We start from the raw sequence: 17958 nt of genomic DNA on the forward strand, positions 1-17958 counted from the left end.
CCGGACGCCGGAGGACAAGGCACCGGTCTCCCGGCGGCCGAACGGCCGGAAGCGGCCGGATCGTCCGACCGGCCGTCGGCGGACGGCGCCGGCCCGGACGGCGGCCGTCTGGCGGCTTCCGACGCGGAGGAGGGCGGTCGCCGGTGAAACAGTGGCGGGAGATCTTCCGCAAAAATCGCGCCTCCCGCCGCCTGCCGCGGCCGCTTCCGCCGCCTCCCGAGCGGCCCGGCGACGTGCCGGAAGGGTTGATCGAAAAATGTCCCCGCTGCGGTGCCCTCCTTTACCGCCGGGAGCTCGAACAGCACCTTTTCGTCTGCCCGAAGTGCGGCCACCACTTTCCGATGAGCGCGCCGGACCGCTTTCGCGTCACGCTCGACGGGGGCCGCTTTTTTGAATACGACGCCGACCTCGTGAGCACCGATCCTTTGGGCTTTCCCGGCTACCCGGAAAAGCTCGAGCAGGCGATGGAAGCGACCGGCCTTCCCGAAGCGGTCATGACGGGCGAGGGGACGATCAAAGGGCACCCGGTCGTCCTCGCGGCGATGGACGGCCGCTTCATCATGGGCAGCATGGGCTCTGTCGTCGGCGAGAAGATCACCCGGGCGATCGAAAACGCCCGCATCAAGCGCTATCCCCTCATCATCTTTGCCGCCTCCGGCGGCGCCCGGATGCAGGAAGGGATGCTTTCCCTCATGCAGATGGCCAAAACGAGCGCCGCCATCGAGCGGTTTCACCGCGCCGGCGGGCTCTTCATCTCCGTCCTCACCCACCCGACGACCGGCGGCGTGTCGGCGAGCTTCGCCATGCTCGGCGACTACCTCTTCGCCGAGCCGGGGGCCCTCATCGGCTTCGCCGGACGGCGGATCATCGAGCAGACGATCCGCGAGGCCCTTCCGCCGGACTTTCAGACGGCGGAGTTTTTGCTCCGGCACGGCCAGATCGACGCCGTCGTGCCGAGGAAGGAGATGCGGGACGTCCTGGCCCGGGTGTTGGCCGTCCACGCCCGAAGGGGGCGAAGCGGTGGAAAAGCGCCTTCCGTTTGAAGAGCCGCTGGTTGCGCTGGAGGCCAAGATCGCGGAGCTTCGGCGCTTCATGGAGGAACAGGGCCTCGACCTTTCGGAGGAGGTGGCCCGCCTGTCCGCCCGTCTGCAGGCGCTCAAGGAAGAGACCTATCGGAACCTCACCCCCTGGCAGAAGGTGCTCATCGCCCGACACCCCGACCGGCCGACGACCCTCGAGATCGCCGAGGGGATGCTCACCGACTTTCTCGAGCTCCACGGCGACCGCCTCACCGGCGACGACCCGGCGATCGTCGGCGGGATCGGCCTTCTGGACGGCCTTCCGGTGACCGTGATCGGCCATCAGAAGGGCCGCGACACGAAAGAAAACCTGGCCCGGAACTTCGGCATGCCGCACCCGGAGGGCTACCGGAAGGCCCTTCGCCTGATGGAGCAGGCGGAAAAGTTCGGCCGGCCGATCATCACCCTCCTCAACACCCCCGGCGCTTACCCCGGCAAGGCGGCGGAAGAGCGGGGGCAGAGCGAGGCGATCGCCCGGAACCTCCGCGTGATGAGCGGCCTTCGCGTGCCGATCGTCGTCGTCGTCGTCGGCGAAGGCGCCTCCGGCGGCGCGCTCGGCATCGGCGTCGGCGATCGGATCCTGATGCTGGAGCACGCCTGGTATTCCGTCATCTCGCCGGAAGGGGCGGCGGCGCTCCTCTGGAAGGATGCCAAAGAAGCCGAGCGGGCGGCGGTGGCGATGAAGATCACCGCCCAGGACCTCCTCGCGCTCGGCATCATCGACGGCATCATCCCGGAGCCTCTGGGCGGCGCCCACCGGGACAAGGCCGAGACGATCCGCCGCATCAAGGCCGCCGTCAAGGCCGCCCTCGAGGAACTGCTGCCGCTCTCACCGGAGGCCCTCGTCGAGGGCCGCTATGCCAAATATCGCCGCATCGGACGCTACACGTCGCTCTTTGCCGAGGGCGCCGCGGCGGCCCCCGGCTTCCGGGACGGGCCGGGCGCCGCCGAGTCGGCCGTCGCCGCCGTTTCGGCCACCGAAGACGAGGCCCCGGCCGCATCCGGTGGGACGCGGAGGGGCGATGCGGTCGACGGCGATGGGGCCGAACAGGAGGAGGGCGGCCGATGAAGCGCATCGCGGTCCTGACGAGCGGCGGCGACGCCCCGGGGATGAACGCCGCCATCCGGGCCGTCGTCCGCCGGGCCCTTTACGACGGCGTCGAAGTTTACGGCATCGATCGCGGCTTTCAGGGGCTTCTGGAAGGGCGCCTCAAGCCGATGACCCTCGGGTCCGTCGGCGACATCGTCCACCGGGGCGGAACGATCCTCCAGACCGCCCGGAGCGAGGCGTTTAAGACCGAGGCCGGCCAGGAGGCGGCCGTCGGCGTCCTCCGGGAGCACGCCATCGGCGGCCTCGTCGTCATCGGGGGCGACGGCTCCCTCCGGGGGGCCGAGGCGCTCCACCGCCGGGGCATCGCCGTCGTCGGCATCCCGGCCTCGATCGACAACGACATCGCCGGCACCGACGAGTCCATCGGTTTTGATACCGCGATCAACACCGTGGCCTGGGCGATCGACAAGATCCGCGACACGGCGACGAGCCACGAGCGGACGTTCGTCGTCGAGGTCATGGGCCGCCGCTCCGGCCACATCGCCCTCTGGGCGGGCCTCGCCGTCGGGGCGGAGGCGATCATCGTTCCGGAAGTGCCGTTCGACCTCGACGCCATCGCCCGGCGGCTCATTCAGACCAAAGAGCGGGGCAAGCGCCACAGCATCCTCATCGTCGCCGAAGGCGTCATGTCCGGCGCGGCGCTCGCCAAGGAGATCGAGCGGCGGACGGGGTTCGAGACCCGGGCGAGCGTCCTCGGCCACATCCAGCGGGGCGGCACGCCATCGGCCCGAGATCGGCTCCTCGCCGGGCGGCTCGGCTCCCGGGCCGTCGAGCGGCTTCTGGCCGGTCAAAGCGGCATCATGGTCGGCATCCGGGGCGAAGCGATCGTCGACGTCCCGCTTGCCGACGTCTTCCGGGGCGAAAAACCGCTCATGGCGTCTCTCATCGAACTCGCCCGGATGCTGTCCATCTGAAGTCGAAAGACCCCAACGAAAGGGACGTGATGCGGTGCGGAAGACGAAGATCGTCTGCACCATCGGCCCGGCTTCGGAGTCGCCCGACATCGCCTTCCGGCTCCTGCAGGCCGGCTGCGACGTCGTCCGGTTCAACTTCTCCCACGGCAACCACGCCGAACACGCCCGGCGCGTCGCCGTCGTCCGGGAGGCGGCCCGGCGCCTCGGGCGGGAGGTGGCGTTCCTCCTCGACACGAAAGGGCCGGAGGTTCGGACCGGCGAGGTGGAAGGCGGCGCGGTCCGCCTCGAAGAAGGCGCCCGCTTCGTCCTCACCCCCCGTCCGCGGGTGGGAGACGCTGGCGGCGTGAGCGTAAGCTACCCTCACCTCGCCCGGGACGTCCGGCCCGGCCAGACGATCCTCATCGACGACGGCCTCATCGCCCTCGTCGTCGAGGCGATCGACGGCGACGACGTCGTCTGTCGGGTGCAAAACGGCGGCGTGCTCAAAAACCGAAAAGGCATCAACGTCCCCGGTGTCCGCCTCAACCTCCCGGCGGTCGACGCCCAGGACGAGGCGGACATCCGCTTTGCCATCGAGCACGCGTTTGACTTCATCGCCGCCTCCTTCGTCCGGACGGCGGACGACGTCCACGCCGTCCGGCGCGTCCTTGAGGAGGCCGGCGCGAGGCTTTCGATCATCGCCAAGATCGAAAACGCCGAAGGCGTCGAAAACGCCGAGGCGATCCTCGCCGCCAGCGACGGGCTCATGATCGCCCGGGGCGACCTCGGCGTCGAGATCCCGCCGGAAGACGTCCCCCACGTGCAAAAGCGCCTGATCGCCCTCGCCAACCGGGCCGGGAAACCCGTCATCACCGCCACCCAGATGCTCGACTCCATGCAGGAGCGGCCCCGGCCGACCCGGGCCGAAGCGAGCGACGTCGCCAATGCCATCCTCGACGGCACCGACGCCGTCATGCTCTCCGGCGAGACGGCTGCCGGCCGCTATCCCGTCGAGGCGGTGGAGACGATGGTCAAGATCGCCGTCCGGGCCGAGCGGGAACTCGCCGGCCGCCCGATCGGCGCTTTGGGGCCGGAGCCGTCGACGACCGACGTCATCGGGCGTGCCGCCCGGGAAGCCGCCGAACGCCTCGGCGCCGCGGCGATCATCGCGCCGACGGAAAGCGGCTTTACCGCCCGCATGATCGCCAAATACCGGCCGGTGCAGCCGATCGTCGCCGTCACGCCCCACCGCTCCGTCCTCCGGAAGCTCCGCCTTGTCTGGGGCGTCTATCCGCTTCTCGGCGCCTCGCTTCAGAACACCGACGAGATGATGAAAGACGCCATCGCCCGGGCGCTGGACGCCGGCTACGTCCGGCGGGGCGAGCTCGTCGTCCTCACCGCCGGCGTCCCCCTCGGCGAATCCGGCACGACCAACCTGATGAAAATCCACGTCATCGGCGACATCCTCGCCCGGGGGCAGGGGATCGGCGGCGGCGTCACCACCGGCCGGGCTTACGTCATCGGGCGCGGCGGGGCGCCGAAGCGGCCCTTTGCCGACGGCGACATCCTCGTCACCGTCGAGACCGACGAAACGCTCGTCCCCCTCATGGCCCGCGCCGGCGCCATCGTCACCGAAGTGGGGGGGCTTACGTCCCACGCGGCGATCGTCGGCCTCGAGCTCGGCCGGCCGGTCGTCGTCGGCGCCGAAGGGGTGACCGAAAGCGTCGCCGACGGTTCGATCATCACCGTCGACGCCCGCCACGGCCACGTCTACCTCGGTCGGGCCAACGTCCTCTGATCGAACCGTCCGCGCCGGGAGTCCGATCAAGCGGGGGCCGCCGGCGGCGCCCCGCCCAGGAGGCGATCCGCGTGAACGTCCCGCATCCCTTGGCGGCGCCGGACGTCGCCGTTCCGATTCGCGTCCGCTACAGCGAGACCGACGCCATGGGCGTCGCCTACCACGCCCAGTACCTCGTCTGGTTTGAACTCGGCCGGACGGAATGGATTCGCACGCACGCCGTCCCGTACGCCGAATTCGAAGCGCGGGGGCTTTTGCTCCCCCTCACCGACGCCCGGGTGTCCTACCTTCAGGCGGCCCGGTACGACGAACCGCTCGTTGTTCGGGCCCGGCCGGTCGCCTTCGGACCCCTTCGCCTCGCCTTCTTCTACACCGTCGAGCGGCCGGACGGCGGCCGGATCGCCGAAGGGGAGACCCACCACGCGTGGGTCGATCGCTCCTTTCGCCCCCGGCCGCTCAAAAAAGCGTGGCCGGAGATGTACGCCCGGCTCGCGACGCTCCTCAATCCGGGGCACGATCGCCGCGATGCAAAGCGCCGCGGCGCCGACCGCCCCGGGGACGAGGCACCGGCCGAAGGATTCCCTCCGCCGACCGCTTACGCCTGAGGCCCGGCATCGGTCCGGGCGATAAAATCGGCGGAGCGGCATGATGGCGGCTGACCTCGACCGCCGGGAGGTGTTCCCGGCGGTTTTTTGCGCCTTCGGACACACTAAGGGCGGCGGGCGAAACGGGAGGCTCGAAGCCGCTGTTTGTTTTGCATAGCGAAACCCGATTTTAAAATCCTTCACAAACCGGTCAAAATGCGGTATCATGGAATCAGAGGCAGGTTACCGCTTTCACAACCCAGGCGAGAGACGATCGAGAAAGGGTGAGGCCGATGACCACCGTCGCCAAAGGGCTGGAAGGCGTCGTCGCCGCCGAGTCGGCCATCAGCGCGATCGAAAACGGCATGCTTTTCTACCGCGGCATCGACATCGACACCCTCGCCGAGCGGTCGAACTTCGAAGAGGTCGTCTACCTCCTCTGGCACGGCCGGTTGCCGAAGCGTTCGGAGCTCGACGCCCTCCGGTCGGCCCTGCTCGAGGAAGCCCGAGTGCCGGACGACGTCCTCGAACTCCTCCGGCGGGCGCCGAAAGACGCCCATCCGATGTCCGTCCTCCGGACGGCCGTCTCCGCCCTCGCGCTTTACGACCCGGAGGCCGACGTCATGACCGAGGCGGCGAACATCCGGAAGGCCGTCCGCCTCGTGGCGAAGACGCCGACCCTCATCGCCGCCTGGCATCGCCTCCGGCAGGGGAAGGAACCGATCCTCGAGACCGAAAGCGCCTTCACCGCCGAACGGTTCCTCGCCATGCTCCACGGCCAAAAGCCGGAGCCGGAAGCCGTGGAGGCTCTGGACAAAGCCCTCGTCCTCCACGCCGACCACGAGTTCAACGCCTCGACGTTTGCCGCCCGCGTGACCGTCGGGACGCTCGCCGACCTCTACTCCGGCGTCGTCTCCGCCCTCGGCGCCCTCAAAGGCCCCCTGCACGGCGGTGCCAACGAGCAGGTGATGAAGATGCTCGAGGAGATCGGAACGCCGGAGCGGGTCGAAGCGGTCATCCGGGAAAAGCTTGAGCGAAAAGAGCGGATCATGGGCTTCGGCCACCGGGTGTACAAACAGGGCGACCCCCGGGCAAGGCACCTCAAACGGATGAGCGAGCGGCTCACGGCCAAGATCGGCGAACCCCACTGGTTCCAGATGTCGGAGGCCATCGAAGCGCTCGTCGGCGCCCTCAAAGGCTTAAAGCCGAACGTCGACTTCTACTCCGCCACCGTCTACCACAGCCTCGGCATCCCGAGGGATTTCTTTACCCCGATCTTCGCCATGAGCCGGATGGCCGGCTGGACGGCCCACATCCTCGAGCAGTACGCCGACAACCGCCTGATTCGGCCCCGGGCGGAGTACGTCGGGCCGAAGAACGTCTCGTACGTGCCGATCGAGGCGCGCGGCTGACGCGCGGCCGACGGTCGGCCGAGCGGGCGGCGCCGGCGGCCTGGCCCGTTTCCGGTCGTCGATGCTCCGAGGTCGCCGATGCGCGGATCGTGCCGCCCTTTGGCCTCTCGATCCGTTCGCTCGGGACCGGCGTTGACGCCGGTCCCCGCCTTCGTTAAGGTAAAAGAGCCCAAGCGTGGAAAAAGGAGGGAACGCCGTGTTCAAGACGCTCACCCCCCCGACGGACGGCGAAAAAATCACCCTTCGGGGCGGCCGGCTCGTCGTTCCGGACCGGCCGATCATCCCGTTCATCGAGGGCGACGGCACCGGGCCGGACATCTGGCGGGCCGCCTCCCGGGTGCTCGACGCGGCGGTCGAAAAAGCCTACGGCGGCCGCCGGAAGATCGTCTGGTTTGAAATCTTTGCCGGTGAAAAGGCGTACCGGACGTTCGGCGAATGGCTTCCGGACGACACCCTCACCGCCATCCGGGAGTACCTCGTCGCCATCAAGGGTCCGCTCACGACGCCGGTCGGCGGCGGCATTCGGTCCCTCAACGTCGCCCTCCGGCAGGAGCTCGACCTCTACGCCTGCGTCCGGCCGGTCCGGCACTTCCGGGGCGTCCCGTCGCCGGTCAGGCGGCCGGAGCTCGTCGACATGGTCGTCTTCCGGGAAAACACCGAAGACATCTACGCCGGCATCGAGTGGCCGGCCGGATCGCCGGAAGTGAAGAAGGTCCTCCGCTTCCTGCAGGAGGAGATGGGGGTCAACAAAATCCGTTTCCCCGAAACGAGCGGCCTCGGCATCAAGCCGGTCTCCGAAGAAGGCTCAAAGCGCCTCGTCCGGGCGGCGATCCGCTATGCCCTCGAAAACAAGCGGCGGAGCGTCACCCTCGTCCACAAAGGGAACATCATGAAATTCACCGAAGGAGCGTTCCGCAACTGGGGCTACGAGGTGGCGGAGGCGGAGTTCGGCGACCGGGTGTTCACCTGGGCCGCCTACGACCGGATCAAGGCCGAACGGGGCGTCGAGGCGGCGAACGCCGCCCAGCAGGAAGCCCTGGCCCAGGGGAAGCTCCTCGTCAAGGACGTCATCGCCGACATCTTTTTCCAGCAGGCCCTCACCCGACCGGACGAGTTCGACGTCATCGCCACGATGAACCTAAACGGCGACTACATCTCCGATGCCCTCGCCGCCCAGGTCGGCGGCATCGGCATCGCCCCCGGGGCGAACATCAACTACGAGACCGGCCACGCCGTCTTCGAAGCGACCCACGGCACGGCCCCGAAGTACGCCGGCCTCGACAAGGTGAATCCGTCGTCCGTCATCCTCTCCGGCGAGATGATGCTCCGCTATCTGGGCTGGCACGAGGCGGCAGACCTCATCCTCGACGCGATGGACCGGACGATCGGGGAGAAGATCGTCACCTACGACTTCGCCCGGCTCATGGAAGGGGCCACGGAAGTCAAGACGAGCGAATTCGGCGACGCCCTCATCCGAAACATGCAGCCGAAGGAGGCCCGGGTATGATCCGCCGGAAAAAGATCGCCGTCATCGGCGCCGGATTCACCGGCGCGACGACCGCCTTCATGCTCGTCGAACGGGGGCTCGGCGACGTCGTCCTCGTCGACATCCCCCAGCAGGAAAACCCGACGAAGGGCAAGGCCCTCGACATGTTCGAAGCGACGCCGATCCTCGGCCGGGATGTTCGGGTGACGGGGACGGCGGATGAGGCCGCCATCGCCGGCGCCGATCTCGTGATCATCACCGCCGGTATGGCCCGAAAGCCCGGCATGAGCCGCGACGATCTCGTCACGACGAACGCCGGCATCGTCCGGAGCGTCGCGGAAGCGGTGAAGCGCCACGCGCCGGACGCTCTCGTCCTCGTCCTCACGAATCCGGCGGACGTCATGACGTACGTCGTCTACAGGACGACCGGCTTCCCGAAGGAGCGGGTGTTCGGCCAGTCGGGCGTGCTCGATACCGCCCGCTTCCGGACGTTCGTCGCCGAGGCGGCCGGCGTGTCGGTCCGGGACGTGACCGGCTTCGTCCTGGGCGGCCACGGCGACGATATGGTCCCCCTCATCCGGTACTCGTACGTCGGGGGCATCCCGCTGGAGCGCTGGCTCGACCGGGCGACGATCGACGCCATCGTCGAGCGGACGCGGAAGGGCGGCGGCGAGATCGTGAACCTCCTCGGCACCGGGAGCGCCTATTACGCCCCGGCGGCGGCCCTCGTCGAGATGGCGGAGGCCGTCCTGCTGGACGAAAAGCGCATCCTCCCGGCGATCGCCTACCTTTCGGGCGAATACGGCTACACCGACCTTTACGTCGGCGTGCCGACGATCCTCGGCGCCGGCGGCGTCGAACGGGTGATCGAGCTGGAGCTCACGGAAGAGGAAAAAGCCGCCTTCGCCCGCTCCGTCGAGTCGGTCCGGCGGGTCATGGCCGTCATCGGCTACTGAGCATGCCTCGCGGCGGTGCCTTCGGGCACCGCCGTTTTGTTTTCTCGCCCGGCCGGCCTTCTATTTTGTCCCCCGACGTGATATGATCTGAAATGGGTGGCGCGACACGGGACGAAGCGCGAAGGGGAGGAACGGTTGGAGAAGGGTGGTGCGATGAAGCGTATCCTCGTCGTCGACGACGAACCGTCGATCATCACCCTCCTTTCGTTCAACCTGGAAAAGGCCGGGTACGACGTCGCGAGCTGTCAGGACGGACGGGAAGCCCTGCAGTGGATCGAAACGGACCCGCCGGATCTCGTCCTCCTCGACCTCATGCTCCCGGGGCTCGACGGGATGGAAGTCCTCAAGCGGATGCGGGCGAAAAACATCCGCATCCCCGTCCTCATGATCACCGCCCGGGACGAAGAGCTCGACAAAGTGCTCGGCCTTGAGCTCGGAGCCGACGACTACATCACGAAGCCGTTTCGCATCCGCGAAGTGCTCGCCCGGATCAAGGCCGTCATCCGGCGGACGGACGGTGGCGATCGCCGGGCCGAGGAGCCGCTTTTGGTGACGATCGGCGAGCTCGAGATCGACTTCGGCCGCTACGAAGTCCGCCGCGCCGGCCAGCCGGTCGAGCTCACCCCGCGCGAGTATGACCTCCTTTTCTTCATGGCCAAAAACCGCGGCAAAGTGCTGACCCGGGAACAGCTCCTGAACCACGTCTGGAACTACGAATTTGTCGGCGACTCCCGCATCGTCGACGTCCACATCAGCCATCTCCGGGAAAAACTCGAAGACGATCCGAAGCGGCCCCGGTACATCAAAACGATCCGCGGCCTCGGGTACAAGCTGGAAGACCGGCTGGAAGACGTCGCCGAGGGGTGACGTCCGTGCAGAGCCTTCGCCTCCGGCTGACCGCCTACGTCCTCGGCGTCGTCCTCGTCGCCTTTGCGGTCTTTTTTTTGTATGAGGCGCTCGTCGTCGGTCGGGCGTTCGAGCGGGAAGCCCGCCGGCACGGCGAGGCGCTCGCCGCCGCCCTCGCCGAAGCGCTGGAGGGCCGGACGCCGGCGGAGGCGGAGGCCCTTCTGCCTCGGCTTGCGGCCGCCGCCGGCGTCCGAATTGCCCTCGAAGGCGCCGGCGGCCGGCCGCTGGCCGTTTTCGGTGCGCCGTCGGACGAAGGGGCGCTTTCCTTCCGCCGGCCCGTCGTCCTGGCCGGCCCGGCCGGCGCTCCGGTGACGCTCGTCGTGACGGAAGCCGCCGGCCGCCGGGACGACCTTTTCTCCGGCCCCTGGGGTCCGGGACTCCTCGGCGGGATGGTCCTCTTGGGGCTCCTTTCGCTTTTCGTCTACCGGGTGGCGACGGAAGTGACCCGGCCGGTGACGCAGGTCGCCGAGGTCGCCCGGCTGATCAGCGACGAGCACTACGGCGTCACCGTCGACGTCCGCGGTTACGGCGAGATCGCCGAACTCACGGCGGCGATCAACGCCATGAGTCGGTCGCTCGCCCTTCAGATGAAGCGCATCCGGGACGACGAAAAGCGCTTCGGCGACATCCTCATGAACATGACGAGCGGCGTCGTCCTCCTGGATGCCCGGGGGCGGGTCGTCTTCGTCAACCGGGCGGCAGAGGGGCTCCTCCACCTCGCCCACCGGCCGACCGTCGGCCGGCACCACGTCGAGGCGTTCCGGCACTTCGAGCTTTCGGAGCTCGTCGAGCGGGTGCTGGAGACCAAGGCGGCCGCCCGGCGGGAACTCCAGCTGTACTTTCCGGAGGAGCGGGTGTTGGACGCCCACCTCGTGCCCCTGTTTGACGACGACGGCCGGCTCGACGCCCTCCTCCTCGTCGTCCACGACATCACCGACATCCGGCGCCTCGAGCGGATCCGGAGCGAATTTGTGATGAACGCCTCCCACGAGCTGAAGACGCCGGTGACGTCGATCCAGGGCTTTGCCGAGACGCTCCTCGACGGCGCCCTTGAGTCGCCGGAGGCGGCCCGGCGGTTCGTCGAGATCATCTACAACGAAAGCGAGCGGCTGAAGCGGCTCATCCAGGACATCCTCGATCTGTCCCGGATCGAGCAGCGGCGGCTTCCCCTCGACTTTCGCCCCGTCCGGGTCAAGGCGCTCGTCGACGATGTTCTCCTCACGGTGCAAAAGGAAGCGGAGAAGAAGCGAATCGCCCTGTCGGCCGACGTCGATCCGGCGCTTCAGATCGAGAGCGATTACGACCGCCTCAAACAGATTATGCTGAATCTTGTCGTCAACGCGATCCAGTACACGCCGGAGGACGGGCGGGCCGTCGTCCGGGCCGTCGACGAAGGAGCGACGGTCGTCCTCTCGGTGGAGGACAACGGCATCGGCATCCCGCGGCGGGACCTCGACCGGATTTTCGAGCGGTTTTACCGGGTCGACAAGGCCCGCTCCCGGCACTCCGGCGGCACCGGCTTAGGCCTTTCGATCGTCCGGCACCTCGTCGAGCTCCTCGGCGGCATGATCTGGGTCGAGAGCACCGAAGGGGTCGGCAGCACGTTTTTCGTCCGGCTGCCGAAGGTCCGGGACGCCGAAGAAACGCCGCCGCCCCGGGACGAAGGCGGCGGGCCTCGGGGGGACGACGGGCGCCGCCCGCCGGCGGCCGGCGGAGGAACGCTCCGCACCGATCCGGACGGATAAACGCCCGGACGACCGGAACGAGTCTGCGCCCAACGCCGACCGGAAAGGAGGGATGTGCGTGCGGCCGCGGTTTGACGAACAGCTGGAGGCGCTCAACCAGAAGCTCATCGAGATGGCCAGCCGCGTCGGTGCGGCGATCGACAAGGCCCTCAAAGCCCTGGTCGAGCAGGACGGGGTCCTCGCCGACACCGTCATCCGGGAAGACGAATCGATCAACCTTCTGAACGTCGAAATCGAAGACGGCGTCTTCACGCTCATCGCGCTGCAAAATCCCGTCGGGCCGGACCTCCGCCGGGTGGCGACGATGCTCAAGATGGCGAACGACCTCGAGCGGATCGGCGACCACGCCGTGAGCATCGCCAAGGCCGCCCGGCGGATCCTCACCGAGCAGTACGTCAAGCCCCTCGTCGACACGCCGAAGATGGGCGCCATCGTCCGGGAGATGCTCCACGAGGCGATCGACGCCTACATCGCCGAAGACATCGAGCGGGCCCGGGCGGTCGCCCGGCGGGACGACGAGGTCGACGCCCTCTACCGGGCGATCGTCACCGACGCCGTTCAGATCATGGCCGCCGACGAGCGCTGGGTCAACCAGGGGACGCAGTTTCTTTTCGTCGCCCGCTCCCTCGAGCGGATCGGCGACTACGTGACGAACATCTGCGAGTGGATCCACTATTTGAAGACCGGAGAGATCCGGGAATTCAACGACTGACGCGGCAGGTGAGCGACGACGCGTTCCAAGGCTCCGATTCAGACGGCCGCCGATCGCGGTCCCGCCGTCCCGGCCGGCGCCGGCACGCTTCTCCTCATCGACGGCTCGAGCGTCGCCCACCGGGCGTTTTACGCCCTCCCGGCCCTCACCGATGCCGGCGGCCGGCCGACGAACGCCGTCTACGGGTTTGCCCTCATGCTCTTGAAGCTCCTCGAAGACGATCCGCCGACCCATCTCGCCGTCGTCTTCGACGCCGGGAAGACGGTCTTCCGCCACGCCCTGTACGCCGAGTACAAGGGCACCCGGGAGAAAAGCCCGCCGGAGCTCGTCGAACAGCTTCCCCTCGTCCGGGCGCTCGTCGGCGCCTTCGGCCTTCCGCTCATCGAACGGGAAGGCTACGAAGCCGACGACCTCATCGGCACCCTCGCCGATCGGGCGGCCCGATCCGGCTACGCCGTCCGCATCCTCTCGAGCGACCGGGACCTTCTGCAGCTCCTCGGCCCCCGCGTTTCCGTTGGGCTGACGCGGAAGGGCGTGACGGAGATCGACTGGATGACGGAAGACGCCTTCCGGGCGGCGTACGGGATCGCGCCGGCGCAGTTCGTCGACGTCAAGGCGCTCATGGGCGACGCCTCCGACAACATCCCGGGCGTCCCCGGCGTCGGGGAAAAGACGGCCTTAAAGCTCATCGCCGAATACGGCACCCTCGACGGCGTCTACGCGCACCTGGCCGAGATCCGCGGCAAGCTGCGGGAGCGGCTGGAGGCGCACCGGGAGGCGGCGTATTTGAGCCGGAAGCTCGCCGCGATCGAGCGCGGCGTCCCGCTGGACGTCGAGCCGGACGCGCTCCGGCTTCGCCCACCGAAGGCGGCGGCCCTCGAGGCCTTTTTCCGGGACGTCGGTTTCCGTTCGCTCCTTGACCGGGCCCGGCGCCTGGCGGCGCCGGAGGCGGAGCCTGCGGCGGCGTCTCCGCCGGACGAGGCGCCTCCGACGGATGCGGCGTCTCCCCCGGTCGAGGCGCCCGGGGCGAAGGGCGGATCGATCGGGCTGCTTCGGGAGGCGGCGGCCGCGGCGCCGGACGTCCTCGAAGGCGCCGAGGCGGCGGAGGCGGCCGCGGCGCATCTTCCGCGGCCGGCGGCCCTCGTCCTCGAGCTCGACGGCGAAAACCCCCACCGGGCCCGGATCGCCGGCGGCGCGATCGCCGGGGACGGTCGCCTCGTCGCCTTTTCGCCGGCGGCGCTCGCCGCGCCGGCCTTTCGCCGCTGGCTGGAAGACCCGGCGGTCGAAAAGATCGCCTACGACGCGAAGCGGACCTTCGTCGCCCTTGCCCGGGCCGGACTTCGGCCGGCGGGAATCGCCGACGACCTCCTCCTCATGCAATATCTCCTCGATGCGACCCGGGGCGCGTACACCCTTGCGGACCTCGCCCGATCCCACGGGCTCGAGCTTCCGGACGACGAAGCGGTCTACGGCAAGGGGGCCCGTTTCCGGCTGCCGCCGCCGGAGCGGCTTTATCCGCATCTTGCGGCCAAGGCGCGGGCGCTGGCGGCGGTTCGGGGGCCGACCGCCCGACGCCTTCAGGCCCTCGGCATGACGGCCCTCTACCGGGAGGTCGAACTCCCCCTCGCCTTCGTCCTCGCGGAGATGGAGCTCGCCGGCGTCGCCGTCGACCGGGCGACCCTCGAGGCGTACGGCGCCGAGCTCGATGCCAAGATCGCCGCCGTGGCGGAAGAGATCTTCCGCGCCGTCGGCGTCCGCTTCAACCTGAACTCGCCGAAGCAGCTCGGCGAGATCCTGTTCGACAAGCTCGGCATCCCGCCCCTCAAAAAGACGAAGACGGGCTATTCCACCGACGCCGAGACGCTGGAGAAGCTCGCCCCGTACCATCCCGTCATCCCGAAGCTCCTCGACTACCGGTTGCTCACGAAGCTCCGCTCGACGTACATCGACGGGCTCGTCGCGGCGATCCACGACGACGGCAAAATCCACACGACGTTCCACCAGGCCCTCACCGCCACCGGCCGGCTTTCGTCGAGCGACCCGAACCTCCAGAACATCCCCGTTCGGGTCGAGGAAGGCCGGAAGATCCGGAAGGCGTTCGTCCCGTCGGAAGCCGGTTTTCTCATCCTTTCGGCGGACTACTCCCAGATCGAGCTCCGGGTGCTCGCCCACTTCTCCGGCGACCCGAAGCTCGTCGACGCCTTCCACCGGGACGAAGACATCCACACCCAGACGGCGATGGACGTCTTCGGCCTTTCCCGGGAAGCCGTCACGCCGCTTCACCGCCGGCAGGCGAAGGCGGTCAACTTCGGCATCATTTACGGCATCAGCGACTACGGCCTCTCCCAGAACCTCGGGATCGGTCGGAAAGAGGCGGCGGCGTTCATCGAGCGGTACTTCGCCACGTACCCGGACGTCAAGCGCTACCTCGACGAAGCGGTCGCCCGGGCTCGGGAGCGGGGCTACGTCGAGACGCTGTTCGGCCGGCGGCGGGAGCTTTCAGAGATTCGGGACAAAAACTTTGCCCGCCGGAGTTTTGCCGAACGGGCGGCGATGAACACGCCCATCCAGGGGACGGCCGCCGACATCATCAAAAAGGCGATGCTCGACGTCGATCGGGCCCTCCGCTCGGCGGGCCTTCGGGCCCGAATGCTGCTTCAGGTTCACGACGAGCTCGTCTTCGAGGTGGCCGAGGCGGATGCGCCGGCCCTCGCCGCCCTGGTGAAGGAGCGGATGGAGCAGGCGGCCCGTCTCCGGGTTCCCCTCAAGGTCGAGGTCGCCGTCGGCCCGACGTGGTACGACGCCAAATGATCCGAACGGACGCGCCGTCGGCCTGCGACCGCGAAGGGCCTCTGATGCGCGTCACCGATGCCACGCCGGCTCCCGTTCGCCGGCCTGCGATCGGCGAAGCGCCTGAGGTCCGCGATCGCCGATCCGCCGGGCCGGCGCGGTCCGGGTGCCGGTTCGGACGTGGGCCGGGACGATCCGAAGGCAAAGGAGGAGGGGATGCGATGCCGGAACTTCCGGAAGTCGAGACGGTCCGCCGGGGGCTTCAGTCGTCGCTTTCCGGGCGGCGCATCGCGGCGGTCGACGTCCGCCTGCCGCGCCTCATCCGTTCGCCGGAACCGGAGGCGTTTTGCCGGCGCCTGGTCGGCCGGACCTTCGGGCGGATCGACCGGCGGGGGAAATACCTGCTTCTGGCCCTTTCGCCCGACGTCCTCGTCGTTCACCTCCGGATGGAGGGAAAGTTCGACCTCGTTCCGGCCGGGACGCCGGAGCCCCCTCACGTCCATGTCGTCTTCCTTCTCGACGACGGCCGGGAGCTTCGCTATCGGGACGTGCGGCAGTTCGGCACGTTCGATCTCGTGCCGGAGGCGCACCTCGCCGCCTTTCCGCCTTTGGCCGCCCTTGGCCCGGACGCCCTCGATCCGGCCTGGGACCTGCCGGCGCTTCTCGCCCGCCTCGGGCGGCACCGGCGCCGGCCGATCAAGGCGCTCCTCCTCGACCAGACGATCGTCGCCGGCATCGGCAACATCTACGCCGACGAGGCGCTTTTCCGGGCGGGGATCCACCCCCGGCGCCCTGCCGGGAGCCTCCGGCCGGACGAGGCGGCGGCCCTCTGGTCCGCCGTCCGGGGCGTCCTCGAAGACGGCATCGCCCGGGGCGGCGCGAGCGTCCGGTCGTACCGGGGCCCGAACGACGCCCTCGGCTATTTTCAGCTGGCGCTTGCCGTCTACGGCCGGGAAGGCGAGCCGTGCCCGCGCTGCGGGACCGCGATCGAACGGACGGTCGTCGCCGGCCGGGGAAGCCGCTTCTGCCCCCGCTGTCAGCCGGAGGTCGGCGCCGAAAACGGACGGGCCCCGTCCGCTTCGACCGAAAGGCCGCCGGCTTCGGCCGCCGGGGCGCTCGCCGCTTGCCGTTCGGCCCGCCACTCGGCGGCCTCGGCGGCGCCCGCCGGGGAGGGCCGGCGATGATCGTGGGGCTGACCGGCGGCATCGCCAGCGGCAAGAGCACGGCCGCCCGTCTGTTCGCCGAGCGGGGCGCCGCCGTCGTCGACGCCGATCGGCTCGCCCGGGAGGCCGTCGAACCGGGGACACCGGCCCTCGCGGCGATCGTCCGGCGCTTTGGCGCCGGCGTCCTTCGCCCGGACGGGCGGCTCGACCGGGCCGCCCTCGGCCGGCTCGTCTTTCGCGATGCGGCCGCCCGCCGCGACCTCGAGGCGATCGTCCACCCGGAGGTCCGCCGGCGGATGCAGGCGTTGATCGAGCGCTTCCGGGCCGCCGGCGCGCCGGTGATCGTCCTCGAGGTGCCGCTTTTGTTTGAGACCGGGCTCGATCGGGCGGTCGATCTCACCGTCGTCGTCTACGTGGACGAAGCCGAACAGCTCCGGCGGCTCATGGCCCGGGACGGCCTCGATCGGGAGGAGGCGGAGGCGCGCCTTCGGGCCCAGCTCCCCATGGAAGAAAAGCGCGCCCGGGCCGACGTCGTCCTGGTGAACCGCGACGGCGTCGAGGCGCTTGCCCGGCAGATCGACGCCCTCTGGACGTACGCCGTCCGGCCGAATCGGACGGGCCAGCGGAAGGGAAACGCGGATGCTCCTTAGGCGGATCCTCCTTTCGGTCCTTTTCCTTCTCGTCCTCGCCCTGGCCGTCCGGCTGCCGCCCCTTTGGCGGTGGATGTATCCGCTGGACTACCCCGACGCCATCCGCCGGGCCGCCCGGGAAGCGGCGGTCGATCCCGCCCTCATCGCGGCGGTGATCCGGGCCGAAAGCGGTTTCGTCCACGGCGCCGCCTCGGAAAAAGGCGCCCGGGGGCTCATGCAGCTCCTCGACGACACCCGCCGCTACATCCTGGGGCGCACCGGGTACGATCGGCGGCTTTCGCCGGAGGAACTCGGCACGCCGGAGGCGGACATCCTCCTCGGAAGCCTGTATCTCCGCTACCTCCTCGACCGTTACGGCGGCAACACCCTTGCCGCCCTCGCCGCCTACAACGCCGGCGAAGGGCGCGTCGACCGGTGGCTTAAGGCCGGTGTCTGGGACGGGACCGCCCGGCGCCTCGGCGACATTCCGTTCGGCGAAACGCGCCACTACCTTCTCCGGGTGCTCTATCTCGAGACGCGCTATCGCCAGGTCCACGGCGCCCGCCTCGGCGCGGGGAGCTAGGCCGCCCGGCCGGCGGCCGACCTCCTCCCGGCCCGCCGATCCGGCCGGTCGCCCCGGCGATCGACCGAATCGGACGGCCCCGCCCAGAGCGGGCGCCTTTTTGGGCCATTG

At 69.2% G+C, this 17958-nt stretch carries 14 protein-coding genes and 1 pseudogene; all 15 read left to right on the plus strand.

The window, feature by feature from the left end:
• Positions 1–191 precede the first annotated feature (191 nt).
• The 15 genes and pseudogenes from accD to SA87_RS11800 all read left to right on the plus strand — a co-directional run bounded on the left by accD (position 192) and on the right by SA87_RS11800 (position 17847).
• On the plus strand, positions 192–1043 hold the full coding sequence (accD, locus tag SA87_RS11730) for an acetyl-CoA carboxylase, carboxyltransferase subunit beta (protein WP_082718174.1): 852 nt from the start codon (positions 192–194) through the stop codon (positions 1041–1043).
• Positions 1021–1974: pseudogene (locus SA87_RS11735) on the plus strand (acetyl-CoA carboxylase carboxyltransferase subunit alpha); the annotation flags it as partial. The gene accD and the pseudogene SA87_RS11735, both read left to right, overlap by 23 nt.
• Positions 1975–2144: 170 nt before the next feature.
• Positions 2145–3104 (plus strand): 6-phosphofructokinase, encoded by a 960-nt coding sequence (gene pfkA, locus SA87_RS11740; protein ID WP_066203503.1) that lies wholly within the window; start codon positions 2145–2147, stop codon positions 3102–3104.
• 34 nt (positions 3105–3138) lie between these two features.
• Positions 3139–4881, plus strand: coding sequence for a pyruvate kinase (gene pyk, locus SA87_RS11745; RefSeq protein ID WP_066203507.1), 1743 nt, complete (start codon positions 3139–3141; stop codon positions 4879–4881).
• A gap of 71 nt (positions 4882–4952) precedes the next feature.
• Positions 4953–5486 (plus strand): acyl-CoA thioesterase, encoded by a 534-nt coding sequence (locus tag SA87_RS11750; protein WP_245637731.1) that lies wholly within the window; start codon positions 4953–4955, stop codon positions 5484–5486.
• 272 nt (positions 5487–5758) lie between these two features.
• The gene (locus tag SA87_RS11755; RefSeq protein WP_066203514.1) at positions 5759–6877 is read left to right on the plus strand and encodes a citrate synthase; all 1119 of its coding nucleotides are present in this window, start codon (positions 5759–5761) and stop codon (positions 6875–6877) included.
• A gap of 196 nt (positions 6878–7073) precedes the next feature.
• Positions 7074–8384, plus strand: coding sequence for an NADP-dependent isocitrate dehydrogenase (icd, locus tag SA87_RS11760; protein WP_066203663.1), 1311 nt, complete (start codon positions 7074–7076; stop codon positions 8382–8384).
• Complete coding sequence (gene mdh, locus SA87_RS11765; protein ID WP_066203517.1) at positions 8381–9319, plus strand: malate dehydrogenase; 939 nt, start codon at positions 8381–8383, stop codon at positions 9317–9319. Before icd ends, mdh begins: the two co-directional genes overlap by 4 nt.
• 153 nt (positions 9320–9472) lie before the next feature.
• The gene (locus SA87_RS11770; protein WP_066203520.1) at positions 9473–10186 is read left to right on the plus strand and encodes a response regulator transcription factor; all 714 of its coding nucleotides are present in this window, start codon (positions 9473–9475) and stop codon (positions 10184–10186) included.
• 5 nt (positions 10187–10191) lie between these two features.
• A complete protein-coding gene (gene pnpS / locus SA87_RS11775) occupies positions 10192–11970 on the plus strand; it encodes a two-component system histidine kinase PnpS (protein ID WP_156516550.1) in 1779 nt (592 codons plus the stop codon).
• Positions 11971–12022: 52 nt separating this feature from the next.
• On the plus strand, positions 12023–12682 hold the full coding sequence (phoU, locus tag SA87_RS11780; RefSeq protein WP_066203526.1) for a phosphate signaling complex protein PhoU: 660 nt from the start codon (positions 12023–12025) through the stop codon (positions 12680–12682).
• A gap of 36 nt (positions 12683–12718) precedes the next feature.
• Positions 12719–15493: a DNA polymerase I gene (polA, locus tag SA87_RS11785; protein WP_066203529.1), complete on the plus strand. Its 2775-nt coding sequence runs from the start codon at positions 12719–12721 to the stop codon at positions 15491–15493.
• A 200-nt stretch (positions 15494–15693) separates the two neighbouring features.
• Positions 15694–16656 carry a bifunctional DNA-formamidopyrimidine glycosylase/DNA-(apurinic or apyrimidinic site) lyase gene (gene mutM / locus SA87_RS11790; protein ID WP_066203531.1) on the plus strand — a complete coding sequence of 321 codons (963 nt, stop codon included), beginning with the start codon at positions 15694–15696 and terminating at the stop codon, positions 16654–16656.
• Complete coding sequence (gene coaE / locus SA87_RS11795; RefSeq protein ID WP_066203666.1) at positions 16653–17285, plus strand: dephospho-CoA kinase; 633 nt, start codon at positions 16653–16655, stop codon at positions 17283–17285. Before mutM ends, coaE begins: the two co-directional genes overlap by 4 nt.
• Positions 17275–17847 carry a lytic transglycosylase domain-containing protein gene (locus SA87_RS11800; protein ID WP_066203534.1) on the plus strand — a complete coding sequence of 191 codons (573 nt, stop codon included), beginning with the start codon at positions 17275–17277 and terminating at the stop codon, positions 17845–17847. The genes coaE and SA87_RS11800 overlap by 11 nt, the downstream gene beginning before the upstream one ends.
• Positions 17848–17958: the final 111 nt, after the last annotated feature.

The sequence above is a fragment of the Hydrogenibacillus schlegelii genome (genome assembly GCF_001653195.1).
Classification (GTDB): domain Bacteria; phylum Bacillota; class Bacilli; order Thermicanales; family DSM-22653; genus Hydrogenibacillus; species Hydrogenibacillus schlegelii.

Bases quoted from the DNA above. Each gene is read 5' to 3' on its own strand.
- pfkA (WP_066203503.1), top strand. From the start codon at position 2,145: ATGAAGCGCATCGCGGTCCTGACGAGCGGCGGCGACGCCCCGGGGATG.
- SA87_RS11755 (WP_066203514.1), top strand. From the start codon at position 5,759: ATGACCACCGTCGCCAAAGGGCTGGAAGGCGTCGTCGCCGCCGAGTCG.
- mdh (WP_066203517.1), top strand. From the start codon at position 8,381: ATGATCCGCCGGAAAAAGATCGCCGTCATCGGCGCCGGATTCACCGGC.
- SA87_RS11770 (WP_066203520.1), top strand. From the start codon at position 9,473: ATGAAGCGTATCCTCGTCGTCGACGACGAACCGTCGATCATCACCCTC.
- phoU (WP_066203526.1), top strand. From the start codon at position 12,023: ATGTGCGTGCGGCCGCGGTTTGACGAACAGCTGGAGGCGCTCAACCAG.
- mutM (WP_066203531.1), top strand. From the start codon at position 15,694: ATGCCGGAACTTCCGGAAGTCGAGACGGTCCGCCGGGGGCTTCAGTCG.
- coaE (WP_066203666.1), top strand. From the start codon at position 16,653: ATGATCGTGGGGCTGACCGGCGGCATCGCCAGCGGCAAGAGCACGGCC.
- SA87_RS11800 (WP_066203534.1), top strand. From the start codon at position 17,275: ATGCTCCTTAGGCGGATCCTCCTTTCGGTCCTTTTCCTTCTCGTCCTC.